This window comes from Pseudomonas sp. MDV22-iso1 (assembly GCF_058145095.1).
The window spans coordinates 81,616-105,636 of record NZ_JBYVMF010000002.1; the positions used below are offsets into that span (position 1 = coordinate 81,616).

20 protein-coding genes are annotated in these 24,021 nt (G+C 59.3%); 13 read left to right on the plus strand and 7 right to left on the minus strand.

Annotation, left to right across the window (positions count from 1 at the left end; all coding sequences use genetic code 11):
• Positions 1-81: 81 nt before the first annotated feature.
• From AC3ZVB_RS02705 to aspA, 3 genes are all read right to left on the minus strand, one after another.
• Positions 82-1,071, minus strand: coding sequence for an asparaginase (locus AC3ZVB_RS02705; RefSeq protein ID WP_490145721.1), 990 nt, complete (start codon positions 1,069-1,071; stop codon positions 82-84).
• Positions 1,072-1,154: 83 nt separating this feature from the next.
• The gene (locus tag AC3ZVB_RS02710; RefSeq protein WP_162436604.1) at positions 1,155-2,606 is read right to left on the minus strand and encodes an alanine/glycine:cation symporter family protein; all 1,452 of its coding nucleotides are present in this window, start codon (positions 2,604-2,606) and stop codon (positions 1,155-1,157) included.
• 371 nt (positions 2,607-2,977) lie between these two features.
• Positions 2,978-4,402, minus strand: a complete 1,425-nt coding sequence (aspA, locus tag AC3ZVB_RS02715; RefSeq protein WP_490145722.1) for an aspartate ammonia-lyase — start codon at positions 4,400-4,402, stop codon at positions 2,978-2,980.
• 180 nt (positions 4,403-4,582) lie between these two features.
• On the opposite strand from aspA, the gene AC3ZVB_RS02720 reads away from it, so the two are divergent.
• The 5 genes from AC3ZVB_RS02720 (at position 4,583) to AC3ZVB_RS02740 (ending at position 8,354) form a co-directional block, all read left to right on the plus strand.
• On the plus strand, positions 4,583-5,491 hold the full coding sequence (locus AC3ZVB_RS02720) for a LysR substrate-binding domain-containing protein (RefSeq protein WP_162436606.1): 909 nt from the start codon (positions 4,583-4,585) through the stop codon (positions 5,489-5,491).
• A 304-nt stretch (positions 5,492-5,795) separates the two neighbouring features.
• Complete coding sequence (purE, locus tag AC3ZVB_RS02725; protein ID WP_017341565.1) at positions 5,796-6,287, plus strand: 5-(carboxyamino)imidazole ribonucleotide mutase; 492 nt, start codon at positions 5,796-5,798, stop codon at positions 6,285-6,287.
• An 11-nt stretch (positions 6,288-6,298) separates the two neighbouring features.
• Positions 6,299-7,381 (plus strand): 5-(carboxyamino)imidazole ribonucleotide synthase, encoded by a 1,083-nt coding sequence (locus AC3ZVB_RS02730; RefSeq protein ID WP_490145723.1) that lies wholly within the window; start codon positions 6,299-6,301, stop codon positions 7,379-7,381.
• Between the two features lie 101 nt (positions 7,382-7,482).
• Positions 7,483-7,728, plus strand: coding sequence for a GlsB/YeaQ/YmgE family stress response membrane protein (locus AC3ZVB_RS02735; RefSeq protein ID WP_027926291.1), 246 nt, complete (start codon positions 7,483-7,485; stop codon positions 7,726-7,728).
• Between the two features lie 89 nt (positions 7,729-7,817).
• Positions 7,818-8,354: a DUF3299 domain-containing protein gene (locus AC3ZVB_RS02740; RefSeq protein WP_162436608.1), complete on the plus strand. Its 537-nt coding sequence runs from the start codon at positions 7,818-7,820 to the stop codon at positions 8,352-8,354.
• A gap of 111 nt (positions 8,355-8,465) precedes the next feature.
• On the opposite strand, the gene AC3ZVB_RS02745 is transcribed toward AC3ZVB_RS02740, so the two are convergent.
• Together AC3ZVB_RS02745 and AC3ZVB_RS02750 are read right to left on the minus strand one after the other, a co-directional pair.
• Positions 8,466-9,365 (minus strand): D-hexose-6-phosphate mutarotase, encoded by a 900-nt coding sequence (locus tag AC3ZVB_RS02745; protein ID WP_490145724.1) that lies wholly within the window; start codon positions 9,363-9,365, stop codon positions 8,466-8,468.
• Positions 9,366-9,438: 73 nt separating this feature from the next.
• The gene (locus AC3ZVB_RS02750) at positions 9,439-9,843 is read right to left on the minus strand and encodes an acyl-CoA thioesterase (protein ID WP_007896491.1); all 405 of its coding nucleotides are present in this window, start codon (positions 9,841-9,843) and stop codon (positions 9,439-9,441) included.
• Between the two features lie 364 nt (positions 9,844-10,207).
• On the opposite strand from AC3ZVB_RS02750, the gene AC3ZVB_RS02755 reads away from it, so the two are divergent.
• The 8 genes from AC3ZVB_RS02755 (at position 10,208) to AC3ZVB_RS02790 (ending at position 20,989) form a co-directional block, all read left to right on the plus strand.
• A complete protein-coding gene (locus tag AC3ZVB_RS02755) occupies positions 10,208-11,506 on the plus strand; it encodes an MFS transporter (protein WP_194690890.1) in 1,299 nt (432 codons plus the stop codon).
• A gap of 230 nt (positions 11,507-11,736) precedes the next feature.
• Positions 11,737-12,738: a phosphate ABC transporter substrate-binding protein PstS gene (locus AC3ZVB_RS02760; protein WP_162436611.1), complete on the plus strand. Its 1,002-nt coding sequence runs from the start codon at positions 11,737-11,739 to the stop codon at positions 12,736-12,738.
• A 250-nt stretch (positions 12,739-12,988) separates the two neighbouring features.
• A complete protein-coding gene (locus AC3ZVB_RS02765) occupies positions 12,989-15,271 on the plus strand; it encodes an ABC transporter permease subunit (protein WP_194690891.1) in 2,283 nt (760 codons plus the stop codon).
• Positions 15,272-15,286: 15 nt separating this feature from the next.
• Positions 15,287-16,957, plus strand: a complete 1,671-nt coding sequence (pstA, locus tag AC3ZVB_RS02770) for a phosphate ABC transporter permease PstA (RefSeq protein ID WP_162436613.1) — start codon at positions 15,287-15,289, stop codon at positions 16,955-16,957.
• Between the two features lie 183 nt (positions 16,958-17,140).
• Entirely contained in the window at positions 17,141-17,974 is an 834-nt protein-coding gene (gene pstB, locus AC3ZVB_RS02775) for a phosphate ABC transporter ATP-binding protein PstB (RefSeq protein ID WP_060540210.1), read from the plus strand.
• A gap of 72 nt (positions 17,975-18,046) precedes the next feature.
• On the plus strand, positions 18,047-18,808 hold the full coding sequence (gene phoU / locus AC3ZVB_RS02780; protein ID WP_162436614.1) for a phosphate signaling complex protein PhoU: 762 nt from the start codon (positions 18,047-18,049) through the stop codon (positions 18,806-18,808).
• 164 nt (positions 18,809-18,972) lie between these two features.
• The gene (locus AC3ZVB_RS02785; RefSeq protein ID WP_490145725.1) at positions 18,973-19,872 is read left to right on the plus strand and encodes a response regulator; all 900 of its coding nucleotides are present in this window, start codon (positions 18,973-18,975) and stop codon (positions 19,870-19,872) included.
• Positions 19,873-20,092: 220 nt separating this feature from the next.
• Positions 20,093-20,989, plus strand: a complete 897-nt coding sequence (locus tag AC3ZVB_RS02790; protein ID WP_490145726.1) for a peptidoglycan DD-metalloendopeptidase family protein — start codon at positions 20,093-20,095, stop codon at positions 20,987-20,989.
• A gap of 251 nt (positions 20,990-21,240) precedes the next feature.
• Here the strand turns inward: AC3ZVB_RS02790 and AC3ZVB_RS02795 are convergent, their stop codons facing one another.
• Both AC3ZVB_RS02795 and phoR read right to left on the minus strand, forming a co-directional pair.
• Positions 21,241-22,581, minus strand: a complete 1,341-nt coding sequence (locus AC3ZVB_RS02795) for a hemolysin family protein (RefSeq protein WP_194690894.1) — start codon at positions 22,579-22,581, stop codon at positions 21,241-21,243.
• Between the two features lie 123 nt (positions 22,582-22,704).
• Positions 22,705-23,991, minus strand: coding sequence for a phosphate regulon sensor histidine kinase PhoR (phoR, locus tag AC3ZVB_RS02800; RefSeq protein WP_208525637.1), 1,287 nt, complete (start codon positions 23,989-23,991; stop codon positions 22,705-22,707).
• Between the last annotated feature and the right edge of the window lie 30 nt (positions 23,992-24,021).

Sequence of the window (24,021 nt, forward strand, 5' to 3'; positions counted from 1 at the left end):
TGTAACCCTCTTTTAAAGAGAGTTACATTGTCAGCGCTAGCCCACTAAAATTAGTACGATTCAGACTCTATACAGATCACCTCACAGATCCAGTTCAATCAATTGCCGCACTTCGGCGGTTTCGAGCCCCGCCCCCATCAGTGCATGCATCTTGCCGAACGCCGCTTCGCGGGTCATGCCGCCACCTGACAACACGCCGACACCACGCAACCGGCTGCCAGCCTCGTAGAGATCCAGCTCAACGCCGCCTTCATGGCACTGCGTTACCGCGACAACCACCACACCGTTGTCTCGCGCTCTCGAAAGCGCGGCGAGAAATGCCGGATTGTCGCTCGGCCCGGTACCGCTGCCATAGCACTCCAGCACCAGGCCCTGGATACCGCTGTTCAGCAAGCCATCCAGCTGCTCGGCGCCAATCCCGGGAAATAGCGGCAGCACGGCAACGTTGGCCAGTTGTTTAGGCTGGTTGTAGTTGAGCTGCGGCGGCAGGGTGGTCGCTTTTGTTCCGCCACCCTGACGCGCCAGCAACTTGAACGGATGGCGCCCAAAACTGCGTACTTTCGCGCAACGGGTCGGGTCCAGCAGTTCGCCGTGGAAGTACAGGTGTACGCCCGCTGCCAAACCTTTCCCAAGGGCCACCAGCGCGCCGCTGAGGTTTTCCCAGGCATCGCTGTCCGTCACGCCAGCGGGCAGCATGGAGCCAGTGAAAACGACGCGAGCGTGCAGGCCGAGCAATTGAAAACTCATGGCCGCGGCGCTGTAGGCGAGGGTGTCCGTGCCGTGAAGGATCAGCACGCTGTCGCAGCCTTGCACGTCAACAGCGTCGACGACCGCTTCGCGCAATTGCTGCCAGTAAGCCGGTGACATGTTCGCGCTGTCGATCAGCGGTGACATCTCGCGAAAGCGCCACTGCGGCACCACTAATTCAGGCTGGCTGTGCAGGTACTCGCGCATCCGCGCTTCGAAACCGGACGCCGGTGCCAGACCGTGTGCACTCGCTTGCATGCCGATGGTGCCACCGGTGTAGAGCACCATGACGTGCTGGGCGGCGGGGTAGGTCGAGGAATTCATGGGGACTCTCCGAGAACGATGACTTCCCTGTAGAAGTGAGCCACACAACCTCACTCCCACACGGTTTTGAGAACTTTAACCGATCAGCGTTGCGCTGCGGGTACGCCTTGCGGCTCAGCTTCTGCCTTCACAGCGGCTGCTGGCGGATTCGCTGGCCAGGCTTTCAGGTCCAGGTCCAGGTCCGGGAACTTGCTCGAATCAAACACCGGCGTCTTGATGCCGGCAGCACGCTGGTCATCGTAATCACGCAGGATGCGCATACCGACCTTGAACAGCAGGAACAGCGCGATCAGGTTGACGAAGGCGAGCATGGTCATGGTGATGTCGGCGAACGCGAACACGGTGCCGAGGTTCTCGATAGCGCCCCAGAAAATCAGCACCAGTACCAATGCGCGGTAGCCGATCAGCGCCTTGCGGTTTTCGCCGATCAAAAAGCGCAGGTTGCTCTCGCCCAGGTAGTAGTTGTAGAGGATCGAGGTGAACACGAACAACGCCAAGGCGACCGAGATGAACATGCGGCCCCAGTCACCGACCACGGCGGCCAGGGAGTTCTGGGTCAGGGCAATGCCGTCGCCTTCGAATCCAGGGGTATAGAAGCCCGAGAGCAGGATCAGCAACGCGGTGCAGGTGCAGATCACGAAGGTATCGAGGAACACGCTGAACGCCTGAACCACGCCTTGCGCCACCGGGTGCTCGACGGACGCCACGGCGGCCACGTTAGGCGCACTGCCCAGACCGGCCTCGTTGGCGAACACGCCGCGCTTCACACCCATCACAATCGCGCTGCCGATCAGGCCGCCGAAGGCTTGATCGAGACCGAAAGCGCTTTTGACGATGGTCATCAACATGCCTGGCACCTGATCGAATTGCAGCACGATCACGTAAATGGTCACGCCGATGTACACCAGGGTTTTCACCGGTACCAACAGGTCCGCGACCTTGGCGATGCGCTTGATGCCGCCGATGAACACCAGGCCCAACAGCACGGCCAGACCGATGCCGGTGTAAGTGGTGTCGAGGCCGAAGGCGTTGTTCAGCGAGTGAGTGACGGCGTGGGATTGCAGGCCGTTGAACGCGAAGCCGAAGGTGATCAGCAGCAGGAACGCCATGATCATGCCCAGCCAGCGTTTTTGCAGGCCGTGCTGGATGTAGTAAGACGGGCCGCCACGGTAGGTGCCGTCGGCGTCGCAGCGCTTGTAGAGCTGGCCGAGGGAGCATTCGAAGAAGCTGCTGGACATGCCGACCAGCGCGGTCACCCACATCCAGAACACCGCGCCCGGGCCGCCCAAGGTAACGGCGATGCCGACACCGGCGATGTTGCCTGCACCGACGCGACCCGCCAGGCTGAGCATCAGGGCCTGAAAGGAGCTGAGTTGGCCGGCGCTGCTTTTGAGGCTGTCGCGGAACACCGCGAACATGTGGAAAAAGTGACGCAGTTGTACGAAACGCGAGCGGATCGTGAAGTAGCTACCGAGCCCGACAATGAGCACGATCAGTACTTTCCCTGAGAGGAAGTCGTTAATGACTTCGAGCATGGAGTATTCCTCGCTGTTTTTTATGTGGAGCAACATGCTGGGCGGAGCGGAAACATCGCGTTACACCGGATTGCACGCGGCAAAACAGGCGAGGCGAAGGTTTCGTCCCGGTTCCAAATTGCGGGTTTGTTATTAGTTCGGGGTTCGCATGGGTGATGGCCTCGTTACCGACGACCGCTCACGCGAAGAGGGGCGGCACTATACCGATGAGTGCGGCGCCCGTCTGCACGGTTGTGGTGCAAGCGATAAAACGGGGTATTGCTTCTACAGAATTCGATAAAAAAAAGGGCCTGGGGAATAAATCCCCAAGCCCTCAAAAGGTGAGAGGTGTCTAGTCCCTCGACCTGGTGAGCAGTAACTAAAGCGTTTGGTCAGGCCTTCAAAGGCACCAGACGCGGAGCGATCATGTTTTCCGGACGCAGGATGTCGGCGAGCATTTCGTCGTCGAGCAAGCCTTCTTCGCGCACCAGTTCCAGCACGCCGCGGCCGCTTTCGAGAGCGATGCGCGCGATACGGGTGGCGTTTTCATAGCCGATGTACGGGTTCAGCGCCGTCACCAGGCCGATCGAGTGCTCGACCAGTTCGCGGCAGCGCGCTTCGTTGGCGGTGATGCCGACGATGCAGTGCTCGCGCAGCATGTCCATGGCGCGTTGCAGCAGGCGGATCGAGTCGAAGATCTTGAACGCGATCAGCGGCTCCATCACGTTCAGTTGCAACTGGCCGCCTTCGGCTGCGATGGTCAGCGCCAAATCGTTACCGATGATCTGGAACGCTACCTGGTTCACGGCTTCCGGAATAACCGGGTTGACCTTGCCTGGCATGATCGAGCTGCCTGGCTGACGCGCTGGCAGGTTGATTTCGTTGATGCCGGTGCGTGGACCGCTGGACAGCAGGCGCAGGTCATTGCAGATCTTCGACAGTTTGACCGCAGTACGCTTGAGCATGCCGGAGAACAGTACGAAGGCGCCCATGTCCGACGTGGCTTCGATCAGGTCGGCCGCTGGAACCAGCGGTTGACCGCTGATCAGTGCCAGGCGCTGAACGGCCAGGTGCTGGTAACGCGGGTCGGCGTTGATGCCCGTACCGATGGCAGTGCCGCCCAGGTTCACTTCGGTCAGAAGCTCTGGTGCCAGTGTTTTCAGACGTGCGAGGTCTTCACCCAGGGTGGTGGCGAACGCGCGGAATTCCTGGCCCAGGGTCATCGGCACAGCGTCTTGCAGTTGGGTACGGCCCATCTTCAATACGTGGCTGAATTCTTCACCTTTGGCAGCGAACGCCTGGATCAGGCTGTCGAGGCTGGCGAGCAGGGCGTCGTGACCCAACAGCAGACCCAGACGGATCGCGGTCGGATAGGCGTCGTTGGTCGACTGCGCCATGTTCACGTCGTTGTTCGGGTGCAGGTACTGGTATTCGCCCTTCTGGTGACCCATGGCCTCCAGCGCGATGTTGGCGATGACTTCGTTGGCATTCATGTTGGTCGAAGTGCCAGCGCCGCCTTGAATCATGTCCACCACGAACTCTTCGTGGAAATCGCCGCGGATCAGTCGTGCACAGGCTTCGCTGATGGCTGCGTGCTTGGCGTCGCTCAGGTGACCCAGCTCAAGGTTGGCGTCAGCGGCGGCCTGTTTGACCATTGCCAGACCGACAACCAGTTTCGGGTAGTGCGAAATCGGAACGCCGGAGAGACGGAAGTTGTTCACCGCTCGCAGGGTCTGGATGCCGTAATACGCTTGAGCCGGTACTTCGAGTACGCCAAGCAGGTCTTTTTCTGTGCGGAAAGATGCAGCGGAGGACATGATAGAAATCATCTCGATATGGACCCGGTCTGTGCCGGAACACCGCAAATGCTAGGCTTGTAGAGAATTTTCGGCCAATGCCTTTAAACACTGCCCTATGCAAATTCGGCATAATGCCCGTGTGACGCCGTGATTGCGGCGAGCGTGTGACCTAATTTGGTGCGTGTCCGGGAGGGCGTGATGAATCTGGAAAGTAAATGGCTTGAGGACTTCAGCGCCCTGGCCGCGACGCGCAGCTTCTCCCAGGCTGCGGAGCGACGCTTTGTGACGCAGCCGGCGTTCAGTCGCCGCATTCGCAGCCTCGAGACGGCGCTCGGTCTGCAACTGGTCAACCGTTCGCGCACCCCTATCGAACTGACCGCGGCGGGGCAGCTGTTTCTGGTGACGGCGCGGACCGTGGTCGAACAACTCGGTGAAGTGTTGCGTCACCTGCATCATCTGGAGGGTGGGCAGGGCGAAGTGATGCAAGTGGCAGCTGCTCACTCGCTGGCGCTGGGCTTCTTTCCGCGCTGGATTGCTCAGTTGCGAAACGAAGGCCTGAACATCGCCACACGGCTGGTAGCAACCAACGTTGGCGACGCGGTGCACGCGCTGCGCGAAGGCGGCTGCGACTTGATGTTGGCGTTTTACGATCCGGATGCTGCGCTGCAAATGGATCCTGAGATTTTCCCGTCGCTGCACCTTGGGCATACCGAAATGCTGCCGGTATGCGCGGCGGATGCCGACGGTAAGCCGCTGTTCGATCTCGAAGGCGAGGCGAGTGTGCCGTTGCTGGCTTACAGCGCCGGTGCGTTTTTGGGTCGTTCGGTGAACATGCTGCTGCGCCAGCGCGCGCTGCGTTTCACCACCATTTATGAAACGGCCATGGCGGACAGTCTGAAAAGCATGGCGCTGGAAGGCTTGGGCATTGCATGGGTTCCGCAACTCAGCGTGCGCGCCGAACTGGCGCGCGGTGAGCTGGTGGTCTGCGGCGGTGCGCAATGGCATGTGCCGCTGGAAATTCGTTTGTACCGCTGTGCACTGGTGCGCAAGGCAAATGTGCGGTTGCTGTGGCGCAAGCTTGAAGGGGGCGCGGCGCAGGGCACATAACTGCGTTGTGTTCACCGGGCGCCAGGATCGCAGCCTTCGGCAGCTCCTGCGCCCATCTCTGCAGGAGCTGCCGAAGGCTGCGATCTTTTGATCTTTTTGGCTGACCTTAAAGTCAGTAAAACTGGCACTTTGCGCCGTATGACAGATGGTCGTAACAGGGGCTGTTTATCTGCTCCATTGAGGTATACTGCGCGGCCTTCGGCCGGCTTGACTGGCCATTTTTCGTACAATTGAGCCACGCATATTATGCGTGGCTTGTTGTTTTTGACGCGCCTGCGGGCGCCCAGAGAGAAGAGGCACGACGATGAGTGCACTGGTTGGCGTGATCATGGGCTCCAAGTCCGATTGGTCCACCCTTAGCCACACCGCCGATATGCTGGAAAAGCTCGGCATTCCTTACGAGGTGAAAGTGGTCTCTGCCCACCGCACCCCGGATCTGCTGTTCCAGTATGCCGAAGAGGCCGAGGCGCGTGGCATCGAGGTGATTATCGCCGGTGCCGGCGGCGCGGCCCACTTGCCGGGCATGTGTGCGGCCAAAACCCACCTGCCGGTGCTCGGCGTGCCGGTGCAGTCATCGATGCTGTCGGGCGTCGATTCCCTGCTCTCTATTGTGCAGATGCCCGCGGGCATTCCGGTTGCCACCCTGGCCATCGGCAAGGCTGGCGCGATCAACGCCGCATTGCTGTCGGCGAGTATCCTGGGCGCCAAGCATCCGCAATTCCATGCGGTGTTGAAAACATTCCGTGCTGAGCAGACAGACAGCGTCCTGGAAAATCCAGACCCACGCATCGCCTGAGGTTGTTGACGATGAAAATCGGTGTAATCGGTGGCGGCCAGTTGGGTCGCATGTTGGCGCTGGCGGGCACTCCGCTGGGCATGAACTTCGCTTTCCTTGATCCGGCGCCGGATGCTTGTGCCGCCGCGTTGGGCGAACACCTGCGGGCCGATTACGGCGATCAGGACCACCTGCGTCAGCTGGCCGATGAAGTCGATCTGGTGACTTTCGAGTTCGAAAGCGTGCCGGCCGAAACCGTGGCATTCCTGTCGCAATTCGTTCCGGTTTACCCGAGCGCCGAAGCCCTGCGCATTGCCCGCGATCGCTGGTTCGAGAAGAGCATGTTCAAGGATCTGGGTATTCCAACCCCGGCGTTCGCTGACATTCAGTCGCAAGCCGATCTGGACGCCGCCGTGGCTTCGATCGGTCTGCCGGCCGTGTTGAAAACCCGTACCTTGGGTTACGACGGCAAGGGTCAGAAAGTCCTGCGCACACCTGAAGATGTGGTCGGTACGTTTGCCGAGCTGGGCAGCGTTGCCTGTCTGCTGGAAGGCTTCGTACCGTTCACTGGTGAAGTCTCCCTGATCGCCGTGCGTGCTCGCGATGGTGAAACGAAGTTCTATCCACTGGTTCACAACACCCACGACAGCGGCATCCTGAAGCTGTCCGTGGCCAGCACCGACCACCCGTTGCAAGCCTTGGCTGAAGACTACTCCAGCCGCGTGCTCAAGCAGCTGGGCTACGTTGGCGTGATGGCATTCGAATTCTTTGAAGTCGACGGTGGCCTCAAGGCCAATGAAATCGCCCCGCGGGTCCACAACTCCGGACACTGGACCACCGAAGGCGCCGAGTGCAGCCAGTTTGAAAACCACTTGCGGGCCGTTGCCGGTTTGCCGCTGGGTTCGACGGCCAAGGTCGGCGAGAGCGCAATGCTCAATTTCATCGGCGTCGTTCCACCGGTAGAGAAAGTGATCGCGATTGCCGATTGCCATCTGCACCACTATGGCAAGGCGTTCAAGCTGGGTCGCAAGGTCGGTCACGCCAACCTGCGCTGCGCCGACAAAGCCACGCTGGAGCAGCAGATCATCAAGGTCCAGGCGCTCATTGCTGAATAGTTTCATCTGACGGCGGCGGAACCATTCAAGGACCGCCGTTCTCTCATGGCAGTATGCAAAAGTCTGACTAGGCTTTAGTCACTTACTCAGAGGGAAATGTCATGGGAATTATTGGAACCATCTTTATCGGCTTGATCGTCGGCCTGCTGGCCCGGTTTCTGAAACCAGGTGACGACAGCATGGGCTGGATTATGACCATCCTGCTCGGTATTGGCGGTTCGTTGGCGGCCACTTATGGCGGCCAGGCTTTGGGTATCTACCACGCTGGCGAAGGCGCAGGCTTCATTGGTGCGCTCGTGGGCGCCGTGGTGTTGCTGGTGATCTACGGCCTGATCAAAAAGAACTGATCCAGGCGACAAAGCCCTCTCGGCTGCGCAAGCCGGGAGGGCTAGAATGCTCGGCGATTCATTTATCCCCTCCTTTACCGAGCACGTTCATGCGCCGTCTTCTGTTGACCTTTCTTTTGCTGGGCACGGGCCTTGCCCACGGCAGCGAACTGCCGGAAACCGACTGGCTCGAACTGATGCCCAAGTCAGACCAGAAAGCCCTCGAGTCCATGCCCGATATCGATCACAACTCCCCCGAAGGCGATGGCACCTTTACCCAAAAGGGTGGCATGAAGCAGAGCAAAGGGTTGCCGGCGGTGATGTATTCCACCAAAACCGTGCCGTCGATGAACGACAAGAACATCCGTATTGGCGGTTACCCGGTACCTTTGGAAAGCGACGCGAAGGGGCGCAGCACGTTGTTCTTCCTCGTGCCATACCCTGGCGCCTGCATTCACGTGCCGCCACCACCGCCTAATCAGTTGGTGCTGGTGAGGTATCCGAAGGGCTTGAAGCTGGACGATATCTACACGCCGCTGTGGGTGACCGGAACGTTGAAGGTGGAGAAGGTCAACAACGACCTGGCCGACGCGGCGTATGCGCTGGATGCGGCGAAGGTGCGGGTGGTGCAGGAATCGGATTTGTAGGTGATCAAATGTAGGAGTGAGCCTGCTCGCGATAGCGGTTTAACAGTCAACATTGATGTTGGATGTTATGGCCTCAACGCGAGCAGGCTCACTCCTGCAGTGTTTTTGGCGTTACAGCGGTTTACTGGCGATGCTGACACCAAGTGTATGGCTGGCCCCTGGCGCCAAAGCCACCACATCACCCATCACATTCGCCGTTTCAATGCACAGCATGCGCTGCCAGCCATCGTCAGCCATGTCGCTGAACGCCGCAGCGCGCTCGATCCAAGGATTCCAGATCACGGCAGTGCGTGAGCCGACGCTGGTCAATTCAATGCGCCGTTCCCAAGCCGGGTCGACGATGCTCAGCTGCGCCGGGGTGTCGAGGTAGATACGATCGGTCTCGCCGCTGAAGCGCAGGTCACCGGATTGGGTCACGGTTTTCCAGTCGTCCAGGGTCTCGATATAGCTCAACCCATCCAACCCTTCGACGTGCACATTGCGTACGTCGCTCACCGCGAAATAGCTATGCAGCGCCTGGCTGATGGTGACCGTTTCGGTTCCCTGGTTCTGGCTGGTCAGGTTGATGTGCAGCTGATCATCCAGACGAATGCTCAGTTTCAGATCCACTTGATGCGGCCAGCCTGGCAATCCGCCTTCGGGGTAGGGCAGGAGGAATTCGACCTTCAGGCTTTCGCCCTCGGTTTCGATGCCGGCCAACTCCCAGTCCATTGCCCGCACCAGCCCGTGAGCCGTGGGTTCTTCGTTGCTGACGCGCATCGCCTGAACGCTCTGAGGATTGCGCGCAAAATTGCCAAACCACGGCCAGCACACGGGAACACCGGCGCGGATGCTCTTGCCGGTCTTGAACACCGCCTCGTCGTTGAGCCAGATCACCGGCGGTTGGCCGGCCACCTGATAACTGAGGATGTGCGCACCTTGCTGGGCGACCAGCAATTCCGCCTGACCGTGGCGGATGCGCCAGCAGTTCAGTTCATCCAGTTTCATGGCTTCTACGTTGGGCGTGCTCATGGGGCAACTCTCGATCAGGAACAATGACTGCAATGGACCGCGAAACAGCCGCCGGGTTTAACGGGGCTATTGGTCAGCGGGCTCTTGGCGGAACCGAACGCGTGCGTCCGCTGCCATCGATCGCGACAAACACAAACACCGCTTCGGTCACTTTACGCCACTCGCTGGACAGCGGGTCGTCGCTCCAGACTTCGACCATCATCTGAATCGAGCTGCGGCCGATTTCCAGGGCCTGGGTATAGAAGGAGAGCTGAGCGCCCACGGCCACCGGCACCAGAAACGCCATGCGGTCGATTGCAACAGTCGCCACGCGGCCACCGGCAACCTTGCTGGCCATTGCGGTGCCAGCCAAATCCATCTGCGCCACCAGCCAGCCGCCGAAAATATCGCCAAAGCCGTTGGTTTCGCGTGGGAGTGCGGTGATTTGCAAGGCCAGGTCGCCTTGCGGGATTGGATCTTCTTGTTCGAGCTCTATCATGCCGGGGGTGCCTCTGACCCGTGACTCTTCATTGGTACTTCAGGTGAATAGCCGTCTCAGAAAAAACGATTCAGCCCCGAACATACTACGTTCGTCACGTTTTTCGTAAGGCGCCTAAAGGGAAACTCTGCGAAATCGCCTATGAACCCCGGCAGGCGTTTTCGCACAGCAACCCTTTCCAGCCATTGCAAGATTGCGAGTATATCGGTCGGTAGACTCCGAGACGACCGTCCGGTTCTCATTTTGACCGTCAAATATGCACATCTATGTGCTTTTTCGAACAATTTGTTATCGTGCCGAACCTGCCCAAGCCCTCGCCAGCGTTGTTGGGGTTGCAGATCCGACTATAAGAGAAGCCCTTGCCATGACCACAGCGCCTTCGAATATCGCGCAGCCCACACAATCCGCACGTCCGCTGACCCGCAACGACTACAAGACGTTATCGCTGTCCGCTCTGGGCGGTGCGCTGGAGTTCTACGACTTCATCATTTTCGTGTTCTTCGCCACGGTGGTGGGCAAGCTGTTTTTTCCCCCGGACATGCCCGAGTGGCTGCGCCTGATGCAAACCTTCGGCATCTTTGCCGCGGGCTACCTGGCGCGTCCGTTGGGCGGCATTGTGATGGCGCACTTCGGCGACCTGCTGGGTCGCAAGAAGATGTTCACCCTCAGTATCTTCATGATGGCCGTACCGACCCTGATCATGGGCTTGTTGCCGACTTACGCACAGATTGGCATGTGGGCGCCGATCCTGTTGCTGCTGATGCGGGTTATTCAAGGCGCTGCGATTGGCGGTGAAGTGCCGGGCGCATGGGTCTTCGTTTCCGAACACGTGCCGCAACGACATATCGGCTATGCCTGCGGCACGCTGACCAGTGGGCTGACGGCGGGTATCCTGCTGGGCTCGTTGGTCGCCACGGCCATCAACAGCATCTATACCCCGGTGGAAGTCGCCGACTACGCCTGGCGGATCCCGTTCCTGCTGGGCGGTGTATTCGGCCTTTTCTCGGTTTACCTGCGCCGTTGGTTGCACGAGACCCCGGTGTTCGCCGAGCTGCAACTGCGCAAAGCCCTGGCCGAAGAAGTGCCGCTCAAGGCTGTATTGCGTGACCATCGCGGGGCGATCCTGATCTCCATGCTGCTGACCTGGTTGCTGTCTGCCGGCATCATCGTGGTCATCCTGATGACCCCTACAGTGCTGCAGACCGTCTACCACTTCGCGCCAACCACCGCGTTGCAGGCCAACAGTGTGGCGATCGTGTTCCTGAGCCTGGGTTGTGTCGCTTCAGGTGCGCTGGCTGACCGCTTTGGCGCGGGACGGGTGTTTGTGTTTGGCAGCGCTGCGCTACTGATCAGCTCGTGGACTTTCTATCACAGCCTGTTCAATCACCCTGACTGGCTGTTCCCGATGTATGCCTTGACCGGTCTGCTGGTGGGCACCATCGGCGCCGTGCCGTACGTGATGGTCAAAGCCTTTCCGGCGGTGGTGCGCTTCAGCGGACTGTCGTTCTCCTACAACCTGGCCTACGCCATTTTCGGTGGTTTGACGCCGATGGTGGTGACGTTGCTGCTCAAGGAAAGCCCGATGGGGCCCGCCTATTACGTCGCGATTATTTGTGGCGTCGGGATTTTGGTCGGTGGGTATCTTTGGAAGAAGGGGCGCTGAGCCCCGAAACTGTCTGTAGCTGTACCCGCCCTATCGCCAGCAGGCTGGCTCCTACATTGAAACGTATTCCAATGTGGGAGCCGGCCTGCTGGCGATCAAGGCGCATGAATTCCGATAAAACCTCGAATGATGGCCTTTCATCCAATTGTCATATTTCAGCCATAGAGTGTTCATACGACCTGCCGATACTTGGCCCCGACTTAACACACCCTATCTGCTAGGAGTAAGGCATGAAACTGAAGCGTTTGATGGCGGCAATGACTTTTGTCGCTGCTGGCGTTGCGACTGCCAACGCGGTTGCCGCTGTTGACCCTGCTATCCCGAGCTACACCAAGACCACTGGTGTGTCGGGCAACCTGTCCAGCGTCGGCTCCGATACCCTGGCCAACCTCATGACCCTCTGGGCTGAGAACTACAAAAAAGAATACCCGAACGTAAACATCCAGATTCAGGCCGCTGGCTCGTCTACCGCGCCACCTGCGCTGACCGAAGGCACCGCTAACCTGGGCCCGATGAGCCGCAAGATGAAGGACAACGAGCTGCAGGCCTTCGAAACCAAATACGGCTACAAGCCAACTGCCATTCCAGTTGCTGTGGACGCCTTGGCGGTGTTCGTGCACAAGGACAACCCGATCCAGCACATGACCATGGAGCAGGTCGACGCGATTTTCTCCTCGACTCGTCTGTGCGGCGCTAAAGCCGACGTGAAAACCTGGGGCGATCTGGGTGTGACGGGCGACCTGGCCAACAAGCCGGTTCAACTGTTCGGTCGTAACTCGGTATCGGGCACGTACGGCTACTTCAAGGAAGAAGCCCTGTGCAAAGGCGACTTCAAGCCAAACGTCAACGAACAGCCTGGCTCGGCTTCGGTCGTGCAGTCGATCAGCTCCTCGCTGAACGGCATCGGTTACTCGGGCATCGGCTACAAAACCGCTAGCGTGAAGACTGTTGCACTGGCCAAGAAAGGCAGCACTGACTTCATCGAAGACACCGAAGAAAACGCCCTGAACGGCAAGTACCCGCTGTCCCGCTTCCTCTACGTTTACGTCAACAAAGCCCCGAACAAGCCTCTGGCTCCGCTGGAAGCCGAGTTCGTGAAGCTGGTTCTGTCGAAACAGGGCCAGGAAGTGGTAGTGAAAGACGGTTACATCCCACTGCCAGCCAAAGTAGCTGCTAAAGCTCTGGCTGACCTGGGTCTGCAAGAAGGCGGCGCTGAAGTCGCAAAAAAGTAAAACCCTAGGCCCGGGGTACGCCCCGGACCTGTGTAGGAGCTGACGAGGGAACCGAGGCTGCGATTTTTTGATCTGGCTTTCAACTGCAAGATCAAAAGATCGCAGCCTCGGTTCCCTCGACAGCTCCTACAAATGCCGGCCGACGCCGGCCCCCAATTTTTCGATCCTCTACCAGCTCCCTGCTGGTGGCGGATTTGTCGCGTCACTGCACTGTCATCTTTCTGTCATACAGGATCGCTAGGGTGTGCGAATGAATGATCTGGCCAATTCCACAATGACTACAAATCCCCCCAAGCGAATTGATTTCAATACGCCTGAGCTGCAGCGCAAGCGCCGTATTCGCGCGCTTAAAGACCGTTTGACGCGTTGGTACGTCCTCGTTGGCGGCCTCGCCGTTCTCGGCGCGATCACGCTGATTTTCTTCTTTCTCGCCTACGTTGTTGCCCCGCTGTTCCAGGGAGCCGACCTGGACGTCAAGGACTCGATCACGCCTGCCTGGATGCAAGATGCCGGCAAGCCGTTGATGATCTCCCTGGAAGAACAGAATCAGGTCGCCATGCGGGTTTCCGACAAGGGGCAGGCGCTGTTCTTTGATATCGACAGTGGCGCAGAGCTCAAGCGCGTCGATTTGCCGGTTCCAGCGGGTAGCCAGGTCACCTCCATTGGCGAAGATCAGCCGGGTTCCCCCCTGGTCGCGGTAGGCTTTTCCAATGGCCAGGCCCTGGTATTCCGCCACACGTATAAAGTGTCGTACCCGGACGGCAAGAAGACTATCTCGCCAGCCATCGAATACCCGTATGGCGAAACGCCGATCGCACTCAACGAAGCGGGCGGGGCGCTGGAGCACGTCAGCCTCAACGCTACGGACTCGACCCTGATGCTGGTCGGCTCCACCGGTTCTCAGCTCAACGTTCTGTCGCTGACCAGCGAAGAAAACATGATGACCGGCGAAGTCACCAACGAGCAGAAGCGTATCGACCTGCCGCAGATGACCGAGACGGTAAAAAACATCTTCGTCGACCCGCGCCAACAGTGGCTGTACGTGATCAACGGTCGCGCTCAGGCCGACGTGTTCAGCCTGCGCGACAAGAGCCTCAATGGTCGCTACAAACTGCTTGAAGATGGTGAAGCGCAAATCACTGCCAGTACGCAACTGGTTGGCGGTATCTCGCTGATCCTCGGCGACTCCAAGGGTGGTCTGGCCCAGTGGTTCATGGCCCGCGATCCGGATGGCGAGCAGCGTCTGAAGCAGATTCGTACCTTCCAGATGGGCACCACGCCGATCGTTGAAATCACTGCCGAAGAGCGTCGCAAAGGTTTTATTGCGCTTGATGCTTCCGGCAAGCTTGGCGTCTTCCACAGCACCGCCCACCGCACCTTGCTGGTGGATCAGGTGGTCGAAGGCCAAGGCATTTTCGGTCTGTCACCACGGGCCAACCGCGTCATCGTGGAAGCCGGCGGCAAGCTGCAACCTCTGTTGCTCGACAACCCGCACCCGGAAGTGTCGTGGAGCGCGTTGTGGAGCAAAGTCTGGTACGAGAACTACGACGAGCCTAAATACGTCTGGCAATCGACCGCAGCCAACACCGATTTCGAACCCAAGCTGAGCCTGTCCCCGCTGACGTTCGGCACCTTGAAAGCTGCGTTCTACGCCATGCTGCTGGCTGCGCCGCTGGCTGTTGCGGCGGCCATCTACACCGCCTATTTCATGGCCCCGAGCCTGCGCCGCAAGGTCAAGCCGGTGATCGAACTGATGGAAGCGATGCCGACGGTGATCCTCGGTTTCTTCGCGGGCCTGTTCCTCGCGCCGTATGTGGAAGGACACCTGCCCGGCATTTTCAGCCTGCTGATGCTGTTGCCGATCGGCATTCTGGTGGCCGGTTTCGCCTTCAGCCGCTTGCCTGAATCCGTGCGCCTGAAAGTGCCGGATGGCTGGGAAAGCGCGATCCTGATCCCGGTGATCCTGTTGCTGGGCTGGTTGTCGTTGTACATGAGCCCGTACATGGAAAACTGGTTCTTCGGCGGCGATATGCGCATGTGGATCTCCCACGACCTGGGCATCACCTACGACCAGCGCAACGCACTGGTAGTTGGCCTGGCGATGGGTTTCGCGGTGATCCCGAACATCTACTCCATTGCCGAAGACGCCGTGTTCAGCGTGCCACGCGGTTTGACCCTGGGTTCCCTGGCCCTCGGCGCCACGCCTTGGCAGACCATGACTCGCGTGGTGATCCTCACCGCCAGCCCGGGCATTTTCTCGGCACTGATGATCGGCATGGGGCGTGCGGTCGGTGAAACGATGATCGTGCTGATGGCCACTGGTAACACCCCGGTCATGGAAATGAACCTGTTCGAAGGTCTGCGCACCCTGGCCGCCAACGTAGCGGTGGAAATGCCCGAATCGGAAGTCGGCGGCAGCCACTACCGCGTGCTGTTCCTCTCGGCCTTGGTGCTGCTGTTGTTCACCTTCGTCATGAACACCCTCGCGGAACTGATTCGTCAGCGTCTGCGCAAGAAATACTCGTCGCTTTAAGAAAGGTAGAAGTCTGTGAAACAGAACTCCCTGAACGGATGGTTCAAGAGCGGCGCCCCAGGCGTCTGGATCAGCGGTGGCGCGGTGTCCATCGCCGTCATCATGACCATTGGCTTGCTGGCAGTGATTGCCGTGCGTGGTCTGGGCCATTTCTGGCCGGCGGACCTGATCCACGCCAGCTACGACGTGCCGGGCCAGGCTAATCACCTGGTCATTGGCGAAGTGGTGCAGAAAGAAGAAGTGCCTCGCGAGCGCCTCAAAAGTGCTGGCCTGCCGGTGCCCGATCAGGGCCCGGAGTTCATGACCCGTGAGCTGATCAAGGTCGGCAACCGTGACCTTAACGGCAGCGACTTCACCTGGATCGTAGGTGAGTGGCTGACTAACCAGAAGACGCCACCCGAGTTGATGGCGATCGAGCGTCGCGAGTGGGGCAACTTCTACGGCTATCTGGTCAACGTTAAACAGGATGGCAAGGTCATCGCCGAAGGCGAAGCGGCGTGGCCTGAATTGCAGGCGCGCGTGGAGCGCGTCAACAAGCTGGCTGCCGAGCTCAAGACCCTGGAAAAATCCGACATTGGTGCAATCAACGCCGGGTTGGAACGCATCCGTCTGCATGGTCGCAAACTTGAACTGGCAGGCACCCTCGATGCCACAGCGCAAGCTGACATGGATGGCGAGCGCGCAGAACTGAACGCCCGTTATCAGGACATTGAAGCGCGTCTGGCTGATCTGCATGCCCAATTCAATCGCGACAGCCTGACGGCCCGCGACGCCAACGGTAAAGAGATCGAAATAGGCATCGGCAAAGTGGTGCATGCCTACCAGCCGAACGCCATGGGGACTTTCACCAAGATCGGTTTCTACTTCAGCAAGGTCTGGGAGTTCCTGAGCGACGACCCGCGTGAAGCGAACACCGAAGGCGGGATCTTCCCGGCAATTTTCGGCACCGTGATGATGACTCTGATCATGGCGATGATCGTGACGCCATTCGGTGTACTGGCGGCGGTTTACCTGCGTGAGTACGCGAAGCAGAACGCCTTGACCCGGATTATCCGCATCGCGGTGAACAACCTGGCCGGTGTGCCTGCGATTGTTTACGGCGTGTTCGGTCTGGGTTTCTTCGTCTATGTACTGGGCGGTTCGGTTGACCGGTTGTTCTTCCCCGAAGCGTTGCCTGCGCCGACCTTTGGTACGCCGGGCCTGCTCTGGGCTTCGTTGACCCTGGCGCTGCTCGCGGTGCCGGTAGTGATCGTGGCCACTGAAGAAGGTCTGGCGCGGATTCCGCGGACCGTGCGCGAAGGCTCGCTGGCCCTCGGTGCGACCAAGGCCGAAACCTTGTGGAAGATCGTGCTGCCGATGGCCAGCCCGGCGATGATGACCGGCATGATCCTGGCCGTGGCTCGCGCCGCCGGTGAAGTGGCGCCGCTGATGCTGGTCGGTGTGGTGAAACTGGCACCGTCGCTGCCACTGGACGGCAACTACCCGTACCTTCACCTTGACCAGAAGATCATGCACCTGGGCTTCCATATTTATGACGTCGGCTTCCAGAGCCCGAACGTTGAAGCGGCGCGACCGCTGGTGTACGCCACGGCGCTGCTGTTGGTACTGGTGATCGCCACATTGAACCTGTCGGCCGTTTACATCCGTAACCACCTGCGCGAGAAGTACAAAGCGCTCGACAGCTAATACAAGTCCTGTGGGAGCGGGCTTGCCAGCGATGGCATCACCGCGGTGTTGATGGCGTACCAAGTCGCCTGCATCGCTGGCAAGCCAGCTCCCACAGTGACCGCGACAGGCAAAGAATTTGAGTAACCCGCTGGCTCCGTCGGCGGATCAACGAACCGAATTTGTTAGCACAGGGAGCCTCCCATGCAGCACGAAACACATACCCACGGCATCAACATGTCTGCCTTGGGCCGCGACAAACAGAGCCTCAGCCTCGAGCAGGAAACTGTGGCCATCGAAGTCCCGGGCCTGAGCCTTTTTTACGGCGACAAACAAGCGCTGTTCGACGTCAGCATGAACATTCCGAAGCAGCGCGTGACCGCTTTCATCGGCCCGTCCGGCTGCGGCAAGTCCACGCTGCTGCGCACGTTCAACCGCATGAACGACCTGGTCGATGGCTGCCGAGTGGAAGGCGCGATCAACCTCTATGGCAACAACATCTACCGCAAGGGCGAAGACGTGGCCGAGCTGCGTCGTCGTGTCGGGATGGTGTTCCAGAAGCCTAACCCTTTCCCGAAAACCATCTACGAAAACGTGGTTTACGGCCTGCGCATCCAGGGCATCAACAAAAAACGTGTACTCGACGAAGCCGTTGAGTGGGCCTTGAAAGGCGCGGCGCTGTGGGACGAGGTCAAAGACCGCCTGCACGAGTCGGCACTCGGCCTGTCCGGTGGCCAGCAGCAACGTCTGGTGATCGCCCGTACCATCGCCGTAGAGCCGGAAGTGTTGCTGCTCGATGAACCGTGCTCGGCACTCGACCCGATCTCCACACTGAAAGTTGAAGAGCTGATCTACGAACTGAAATCGAAATTCACCATCGTCATCGTGACCCACAACATGCAGCAAGCCGCGCGGGTTTCCGATTACACGGCGTTCATGTACATGGGCAAATTGGTGGAATTCGGCGACACCGATACGTTGTTCACCAATCCGGCGAAGAAGCAGACCGAAGATTACATCACCGGTCGTTACGGCTAGCAGGTGGTGGTTTGCTCACTTAACTGACGCTGCGGTCCACCGCACCTTACCGGACGCTCCAAGGACGCCAACATGATTAGTAAAGAAGGCCTTACCCATCACATTTCCGCCCAGTTCAACGCCGAACTCGAGGAAGTGCGCAGCCACCTTCTGGCCATGGGCGGCCTGGTGGAAAAGCAGGTCAACGACGCGGTCACCGCGCTGATCGAGGCCGACTCCGGCCTGGCCCAGCAGGTTCGCGAGATCGACGACCAGATCAACCAGATGGAACGCAATATCGACGAAGAATGCCTGCGCATTCTGGCCCGTCGTCAGCCGGCGGCCTCCGACTTGCGGTTGATCATCAGCATCTCCAAATCGGTGATCGACCTGGAGCGCATCGGCGACGAGGCGACCAAAATCGCCCGTCGCGCGATTCAGCTGTGCGAAGAAGGCGAAGCGCCACGCGGATACGTCGAAGTTCGTCATATCGGCGACCAGGTGCGCAACATGGTTCGCGATGCCCTGGACGCTTTTGCCCGTTTCGACGCCGATCTGGCGTTATCGGTGGCCCAGTACGACAAGATCATCGACCGCGAATACAAGACCGCGCTGCGTGAACTGGCGACCTACATGATGGAAGACCCGCGCTCTATCTCGCGCGTCTTGAGCATTATCTGGGTACTGCGTTCGCTGGAGCGGATTGGCGATCACGCGCGCAACATTTCCGAGCTGGTGATTTACCTGGTTCGCGGGACCGACGTGCGGCACCTGGGCCTGAAGCGCATGAAGGAAGAAGTTGAAGGCACAAGTGCTGAAACCGCTAATGTTCCGGGCAAAGTTGACGATAAGTAAGTTTGCCCAAGAGAAACGCCCGGCCTTTTGGTCGGGCGTTTTTGTTTGTGGCCCATGCATTCGACAACAGCACCCGTGAACGAAAAGTCCCGGCGTGACTGAGGGTTTTGGCAATATGCCATCAGCAATGCGCTACGCTTGCCGGGGTTTTGAAGGGGTGATGGATGAGTAAGGTCAGTGTGTTGGTCGTGGACGATGCGTCATTCATTCGTGACCTGGTGAGAAAGTGCCTGCGTAACTATTTTCCGGGCATTCGGATCGAAGATGCGATCAACGGCAAGAAAGCGCAGACCTTGCTGACAAAAGAAGTGTTTGACCTGGTGCTGTGTGACTGGGAAATGCCGGAAATGTCCGGTCTGGAACTGCTGACCTGGTGCCGCGAGCAGGACAATCTCAAGACCATGCCCTTTGTCATGGTGACCAGTCGCGGCGACAAAGAGAACGTCATCCAGGCGATCCAGGCCGGTGTTTCCGGCTACGTCAGCAAGCCATTCAACAACGAGCAACTGCTGACCAAGGTCAAGCAGGCGTTGAACAAGGTCGGCAAGCTCGACGCGCTGATGAACAGCGCTCCGGTGAAAGTGAACTCCGCCTTCGGTAACGACTCCCTGAACGCCTTGACCGGCGGCCAGGCCACCGTGGTCACTACCTCGCCCGCGCCGGCACCGTCACGTGGTCTGCTGAACACTCCGCCAGTCAAGGTCAGCGCCGGGGCAGCCATCACGTCCGGTCAAGGCCAAGGCCAGTTGCGTCTGTCGAGTGGTACTCAGCAATGCGTGATCAAGGCCTTGAGCCTCAAGGAAGCGCTACTGGTAGTGAAGCGTACCGATGCGTTGCCGCAAGTGCTCGACAGCGCCGTGCTCGACCTGGAGCAGGGTGACAATGCCGAAGTCGCCCGCCTGAACGGCTACCTGCACGCCATCGTCGCCTACGAGCCCAAGCCTGACAGCGAATGGTTGCAGCTGACCTTCCGCTTTGTGGATCAGGACGCGCAGAAGCTCGACTACATTTCCCGATTGATTGCTCGGGGTACGGTGCAGAAGCATTTCATTCCGGGTGCGTAAGTCGCTCGTCGCCTCATGAGCTATTGCGCGAGCAGGCTCGCTCCCATACTCGGTCCTTGTCACACCAACGATCAGTTTTAGGAGTGAGCCTGCTCGCGATGAGGCCATCAAAACAGCCGCACATCCCCTTAACGGCCGAACTTGAAACATCTGCCACCTCCACGGGTCCATTGCAGCTGCTAGGCTCCTCCCCAGGCCTTCCTCGATAGAACCCTTGCCTATGCTCGCGCGCCTGATTTTTCTCTGTGGTCTTTTCATGGCCTCCACCTCGGCTGTGGCCATGACGATCTACAAATCCAAAGACGCGAACGGCGTGGTCTCCTACAGCGACCGCCCCACGAAGGGCTCACAAGTCTTCGTTTTCCGCGATCGCATGGTCGAGAACCTTGGGGGACAGGTGTACCTGGACATCAAGAAGCAGAAGGGCGCCGACAGCGTCTTCGTGCGCAATGACCTCTATGCCCCGGTGGAGATCGAGCTGAGTTTCGCTGGCCTGAAAAACGTCAGCGGCGCGCCAAGCCGACCGATTCGCCGGGTGATGCCGGCACGCAGCAACATTCGCCTGGCGCTGCTGACGGCCACTCGGGCAGGAAGGCCGCTGGCGTATACCCCGAAATTCGAATACTCCCTGGGCGATCCCTCAGGCGCTGCCATGGCCTACCGATACCCGTTGCCGTGGCGTGGTGGCCCGTTTCGCCTGAGTCAGGGTGCCAATGGCCAATACAGCCATTTCGGCCCGAAGAACCGTTACGCCATCGACATCGCCATGCCTGAGGGCACACCGATCATTGCGGCCAGGGGCGGAGTAGTGGTGAAAACCGAGAACAGGCAGACCGGCCGTGGCACCGATCCTTCCGGCAATTTTGTGCGCGTGCTGCACGATGACGGGACGATGGGCGTGTACTTGCACCTTATGCAGGGCTCGGTGAGCGTTCGGGAGGGCCAGCGTGTGGCGGTTGGCAGCGCGCTGGCGTTGTCAGGCAATACCGGCAACAGCAGCGGGCCGCACCTGCATTTCGTGGTGCAGCGCAATACCGGACTGGGGCTGGTGTCGATTCCGTACCAGTTCAGTCAGCCGGTAGGGGGGTTGCCCAACTTTGCGTTGGGCAAACAGTGAAAGTGGCAGAAGTCTATTGCGGTAAGGGGATTCATCTGTGATGAGATGATTCCTCTGTGGCGAGGGGATTTATCTGTGGCGAGGGGATTTATCCCCGTTGGACGGCGCAGCCGTCCCAGTGCGTCTAAATACGAAGGGGCCGCTTCGCGACCCAACGGGGATAAATCCCCTCACCACAAAAGCCCAGCAGGCCCAGCAGGACTAGCAGGACTAGCAGGCCCAGCAAGCCCAGCAAGCCCAGCAAGCCCGCATCAATCCAGCATCAACACCTTGGCCAGAACAATCTTCGGCCCTTTCATCTTCTTGATGATGATCCGCAGTCCTTCGACTTCCAGCACTTCTTCCTCTTCCGGCACCCGCTTCAGGCTGTCGTAGACCAGCCCGGCGAGGGTCTCGGCCTCAACGTGGTCCAGATCGATACCCAGCAGCCGTTCGACCTTGAACAGAGGCGTGTCACCACGCACCAGCAGCTTGCCCGGTTGATACGCGAGAATCCCGCGCTCAGCCTTGCGGTGTTCGTCCTGGATATCACCGACCAGCACTTCCAGCACGTCTTCCATGGTCAGGTAACCGATGATGTTGCCGTCGGCTTCTTCAACCAGTGCAAAGTGCGAACCGCCTTTGCGGAACTGCTCCAACAGTTGCGAGAGCGGCATATGACGGGAAACGCGCTCCAGCGGACGGGTCAGTTCGGCCAGGTTGAACGATTCGGGAATATGGTCCAGCGCCGCGAGTTCCAGCAGCAGGTCCTTGATGTGCAGCAGGCCGACAAACTCCTGGCGATCGCTGTCGTACACCGGATAACGGCTGAACTTGTGACGACGGAACATCGCCAGGATTTCCTTCAGTGGCGCGTTGAACTCCAGCGTCACCAAGTCTTCCCGGGAGTTGGCCCAATCGACCACTTCCAGCTCGCCCATTTCCACGGCCGAGGCCAATACACGCATGCCTTGGTCACTAGGGTCCTGACCACGGCTTGAGTGCAGGATCAACTTCAGTTCTTCACGGCTGTAATGGTGCTCGTGATGCGGGCCGGGTTCACCCTGGCCAGCGATCCGCAGGATCGTATTGGCACTGGCGTTGAGCAGGTAGATGGCCGGGTACATGGCCCAGTAGAACAGGTACAGCGGCACGGCGGTCCACAGCGACAGCAGCTCGGGTTTGCGGATGGCCCAGGATTTCGGAGCCAGCTCGCCAACCACGATGTGCAGGTACGAAATGACGAAGAAGGCAGCGAAGAACGACACGCCCTTGATCACTTCGGCCGACTGCACGCCGACGGCTTCCAGCATCGGTTCGAGGATGTGCGCGAACGCCGGCTCACCGACCCAGCCAAGGCCGAGGGAGGCGAGGGTGATACCCAGCTGGCACGCCGAAAGGTACGCATCGAGCTGACTGTGAACGGTGCGCAGGATGTGCCCGCGCCAGCCGTTCTTCTCGGCGATGGCTTCAACCCGGGTCGAGCGCAATTTGACCATGGCGAATTCCGCCGCAACGAAAAAGCCGTTGAGCAAAACCAGGATCAGAGCAAAAAGAATCATGCCGAAATCGGCGAAGAGTGTCGCGAGGGTCAAGCCAGGGGATGGGTCCATGATGGAGTTTTGCGGGTTCCGTGTATTCGAAAGAAAGGAAAAATGTGTACCTGAAGCGCAGGCACAAGTCAGCCAATGTAGCGGCTGACTGGTTAATTGCATAGTGGCGCGTGCTGGTCGGTATCAGTCAGTGGTGCTGATGGCCAGGTTTTTGGTGACTTGGGCGGGCGCAAAATGGCAGGTGAACGTGCTGCCGTGGCCCGGTACGCTGCTGATTTCCATCCGTGCGCGGTGGCGCAATAGCACGTGTTTGACGATGGCCAGCCCGAGGCCGGTGCCGCCGGTGTTGGAGTTGCGGCTGGAGTCGACCCGGTAGAAGCGTTCGGTCAGGCGCGGCAGGTGCTTGCTGTCGATGCCCATGCCGGAGTCCTGCACGCTCAGGTGCGCACCTTGTTCATCACCCCACCAGCGGATGCGGATTTTGCCCTCGGCCGGGGTGTATTTCACCGCGTTGAACACCAGGTTGGAAAATGCACTGCGCAATTCGGCTTCGCTGCCCTTGAGCTGGATCGTCGGATCGGCTTCGAGGGTGATGTGATGATTTTTCTGATCGGACAGTTGCTGCGCGTCGCTCTTGATCGACTGCAGCAAGCCATCGATGGCCACGGGCTGGTTGTCCGAGGGGTAATCGGTGGCCTCCAGTTTGGCCAGCAGCAGCAAGTCATTGAGCAACGTCTGCATGCGTCCGCCTTGTTGCTGCATCTGCTGCAAGGCGCGGGTCCAGCGCGGGTTCACTTCCTCGACGTTATCGAGCAGGGTTTCCAGGTAGCCGCAAATCACCGTCAGCGGTGTGCGCAACTCGTGGGAAACGTTGGCGATAAAGTCTTTGCGCATCTGTTCCAGCTGATGGATGCGCGTCACGTCGCGTACCAGCATCAAATGCTCGTTGTTGCCGTAGCGAGTGATATACAGCTGAATGCGCAGGCGGTCATTGATCGGCGAAGGGATCTCCAGCGGCTCGGCGTAGCTGTCCTGCTCGAAGTATTCCTTGAAGCGTGGATGGCGCACCAGGTTGGTCACGGGCTGACCGCTGTCCTGGGGTGTCTTGAGACCTAGCAGGGTTTCCGCCGCGCGGTTCCACCATTCGAGGTTGCCGTCGGTGTCGAGCATGATCACGGCATCTTTAAGGGCAGCGGTAGACTCCTGAACCCGGTCGATTACTGCCTGCAGACGTCCACGAACACGTTGGTCGCGGCGTTGCAGGTGGTAGATGCTGTCGAAGACTTCACCCCACAAACCATAGCCGTCCGGCGGTGCCTCATCGGGTTTGTGCAGGCGCAACCACTCGTGCAGACGCAGCAATTGCTTGAGCGTCCAGGCCAGGTAAAGGCCCAGGCCTGCGGCGAGACTCCAGCCGTAATAGCCGGTAATCAGGCCAATCACCAGGCAGGCGGTGACCAGTAGCAGCATGTGGCGAATCAGGGTGCCATGCCAGTTTTG

Bases quoted from the DNA above. Each gene is read 5' to 3' on its own strand.
- AC3ZVB_RS02705 (WP_490145721.1), bottom strand. From the start codon at position 1,071: ATGAATTCCTCGACCTACCCCGCCGCCCAGCACGTCATGGTGCTCTAC.
- AC3ZVB_RS02710 (WP_162436604.1), bottom strand. From the start codon at position 2,606: ATGCTCGAAGTCATTAACGACTTCCTCTCAGGGAAAGTACTGATCGTG.
- aspA (WP_490145722.1), bottom strand. From the start codon at position 4,402: ATGTCCTCCGCTGCATCTTTCCGCACAGAAAAAGACCTGCTTGGCGTA.
- AC3ZVB_RS02720 (WP_162436606.1), top strand. From the start codon at position 4,583: ATGAATCTGGAAAGTAAATGGCTTGAGGACTTCAGCGCCCTGGCCGCG.
- purE (WP_017341565.1), top strand. From the start codon at position 5,796: ATGAGTGCACTGGTTGGCGTGATCATGGGCTCCAAGTCCGATTGGTCC.
- AC3ZVB_RS02730 (WP_490145723.1), top strand. From the start codon at position 6,299: ATGAAAATCGGTGTAATCGGTGGCGGCCAGTTGGGTCGCATGTTGGCG.
- AC3ZVB_RS02735 (WP_027926291.1), top strand. From the start codon at position 7,483: ATGGGAATTATTGGAACCATCTTTATCGGCTTGATCGTCGGCCTGCTG.
- AC3ZVB_RS02740 (WP_162436608.1), top strand. From the start codon at position 7,818: ATGCGCCGTCTTCTGTTGACCTTTCTTTTGCTGGGCACGGGCCTTGCC.
- AC3ZVB_RS02745 (WP_490145724.1), bottom strand. From the start codon at position 9,365: ATGAGCACGCCCAACGTAGAAGCCATGAAACTGGATGAACTGAACTGC.
- AC3ZVB_RS02750 (WP_007896491.1), bottom strand. From the start codon at position 9,843: ATGATAGAGCTCGAACAAGAAGATCCAATCCCGCAAGGCGACCTGGCC.
- AC3ZVB_RS02755 (WP_194690890.1), top strand. From the start codon at position 10,208: ATGACCACAGCGCCTTCGAATATCGCGCAGCCCACACAATCCGCACGT.
- AC3ZVB_RS02760 (WP_162436611.1), top strand. From the start codon at position 11,737: ATGAAACTGAAGCGTTTGATGGCGGCAATGACTTTTGTCGCTGCTGGC.
- AC3ZVB_RS02765 (WP_194690891.1), top strand. From the start codon at position 12,989: ATGAATGATCTGGCCAATTCCACAATGACTACAAATCCCCCCAAGCGA.
- pstB (WP_060540210.1), top strand. From the start codon at position 17,141: ATGCAGCACGAAACACATACCCACGGCATCAACATGTCTGCCTTGGGC.
- phoU (WP_162436614.1), top strand. From the start codon at position 18,047: ATGATTAGTAAAGAAGGCCTTACCCATCACATTTCCGCCCAGTTCAAC.
- AC3ZVB_RS02785 (WP_490145725.1), top strand. From the start codon at position 18,973: ATGAGTAAGGTCAGTGTGTTGGTCGTGGACGATGCGTCATTCATTCGT.
- AC3ZVB_RS02790 (WP_490145726.1), top strand. From the start codon at position 20,093: ATGCTCGCGCGCCTGATTTTTCTCTGTGGTCTTTTCATGGCCTCCACC.
- AC3ZVB_RS02795 (WP_194690894.1), bottom strand. From the start codon at position 22,581: ATGGACCCATCCCCTGGCTTGACCCTCGCGACACTCTTCGCCGATTTC.
- phoR (WP_208525637.1), bottom strand. From the start codon at position 23,991: ATGCTGCTACTGGTCACCGCCTGCCTGGTGATTGGCCTGATTACCGGC.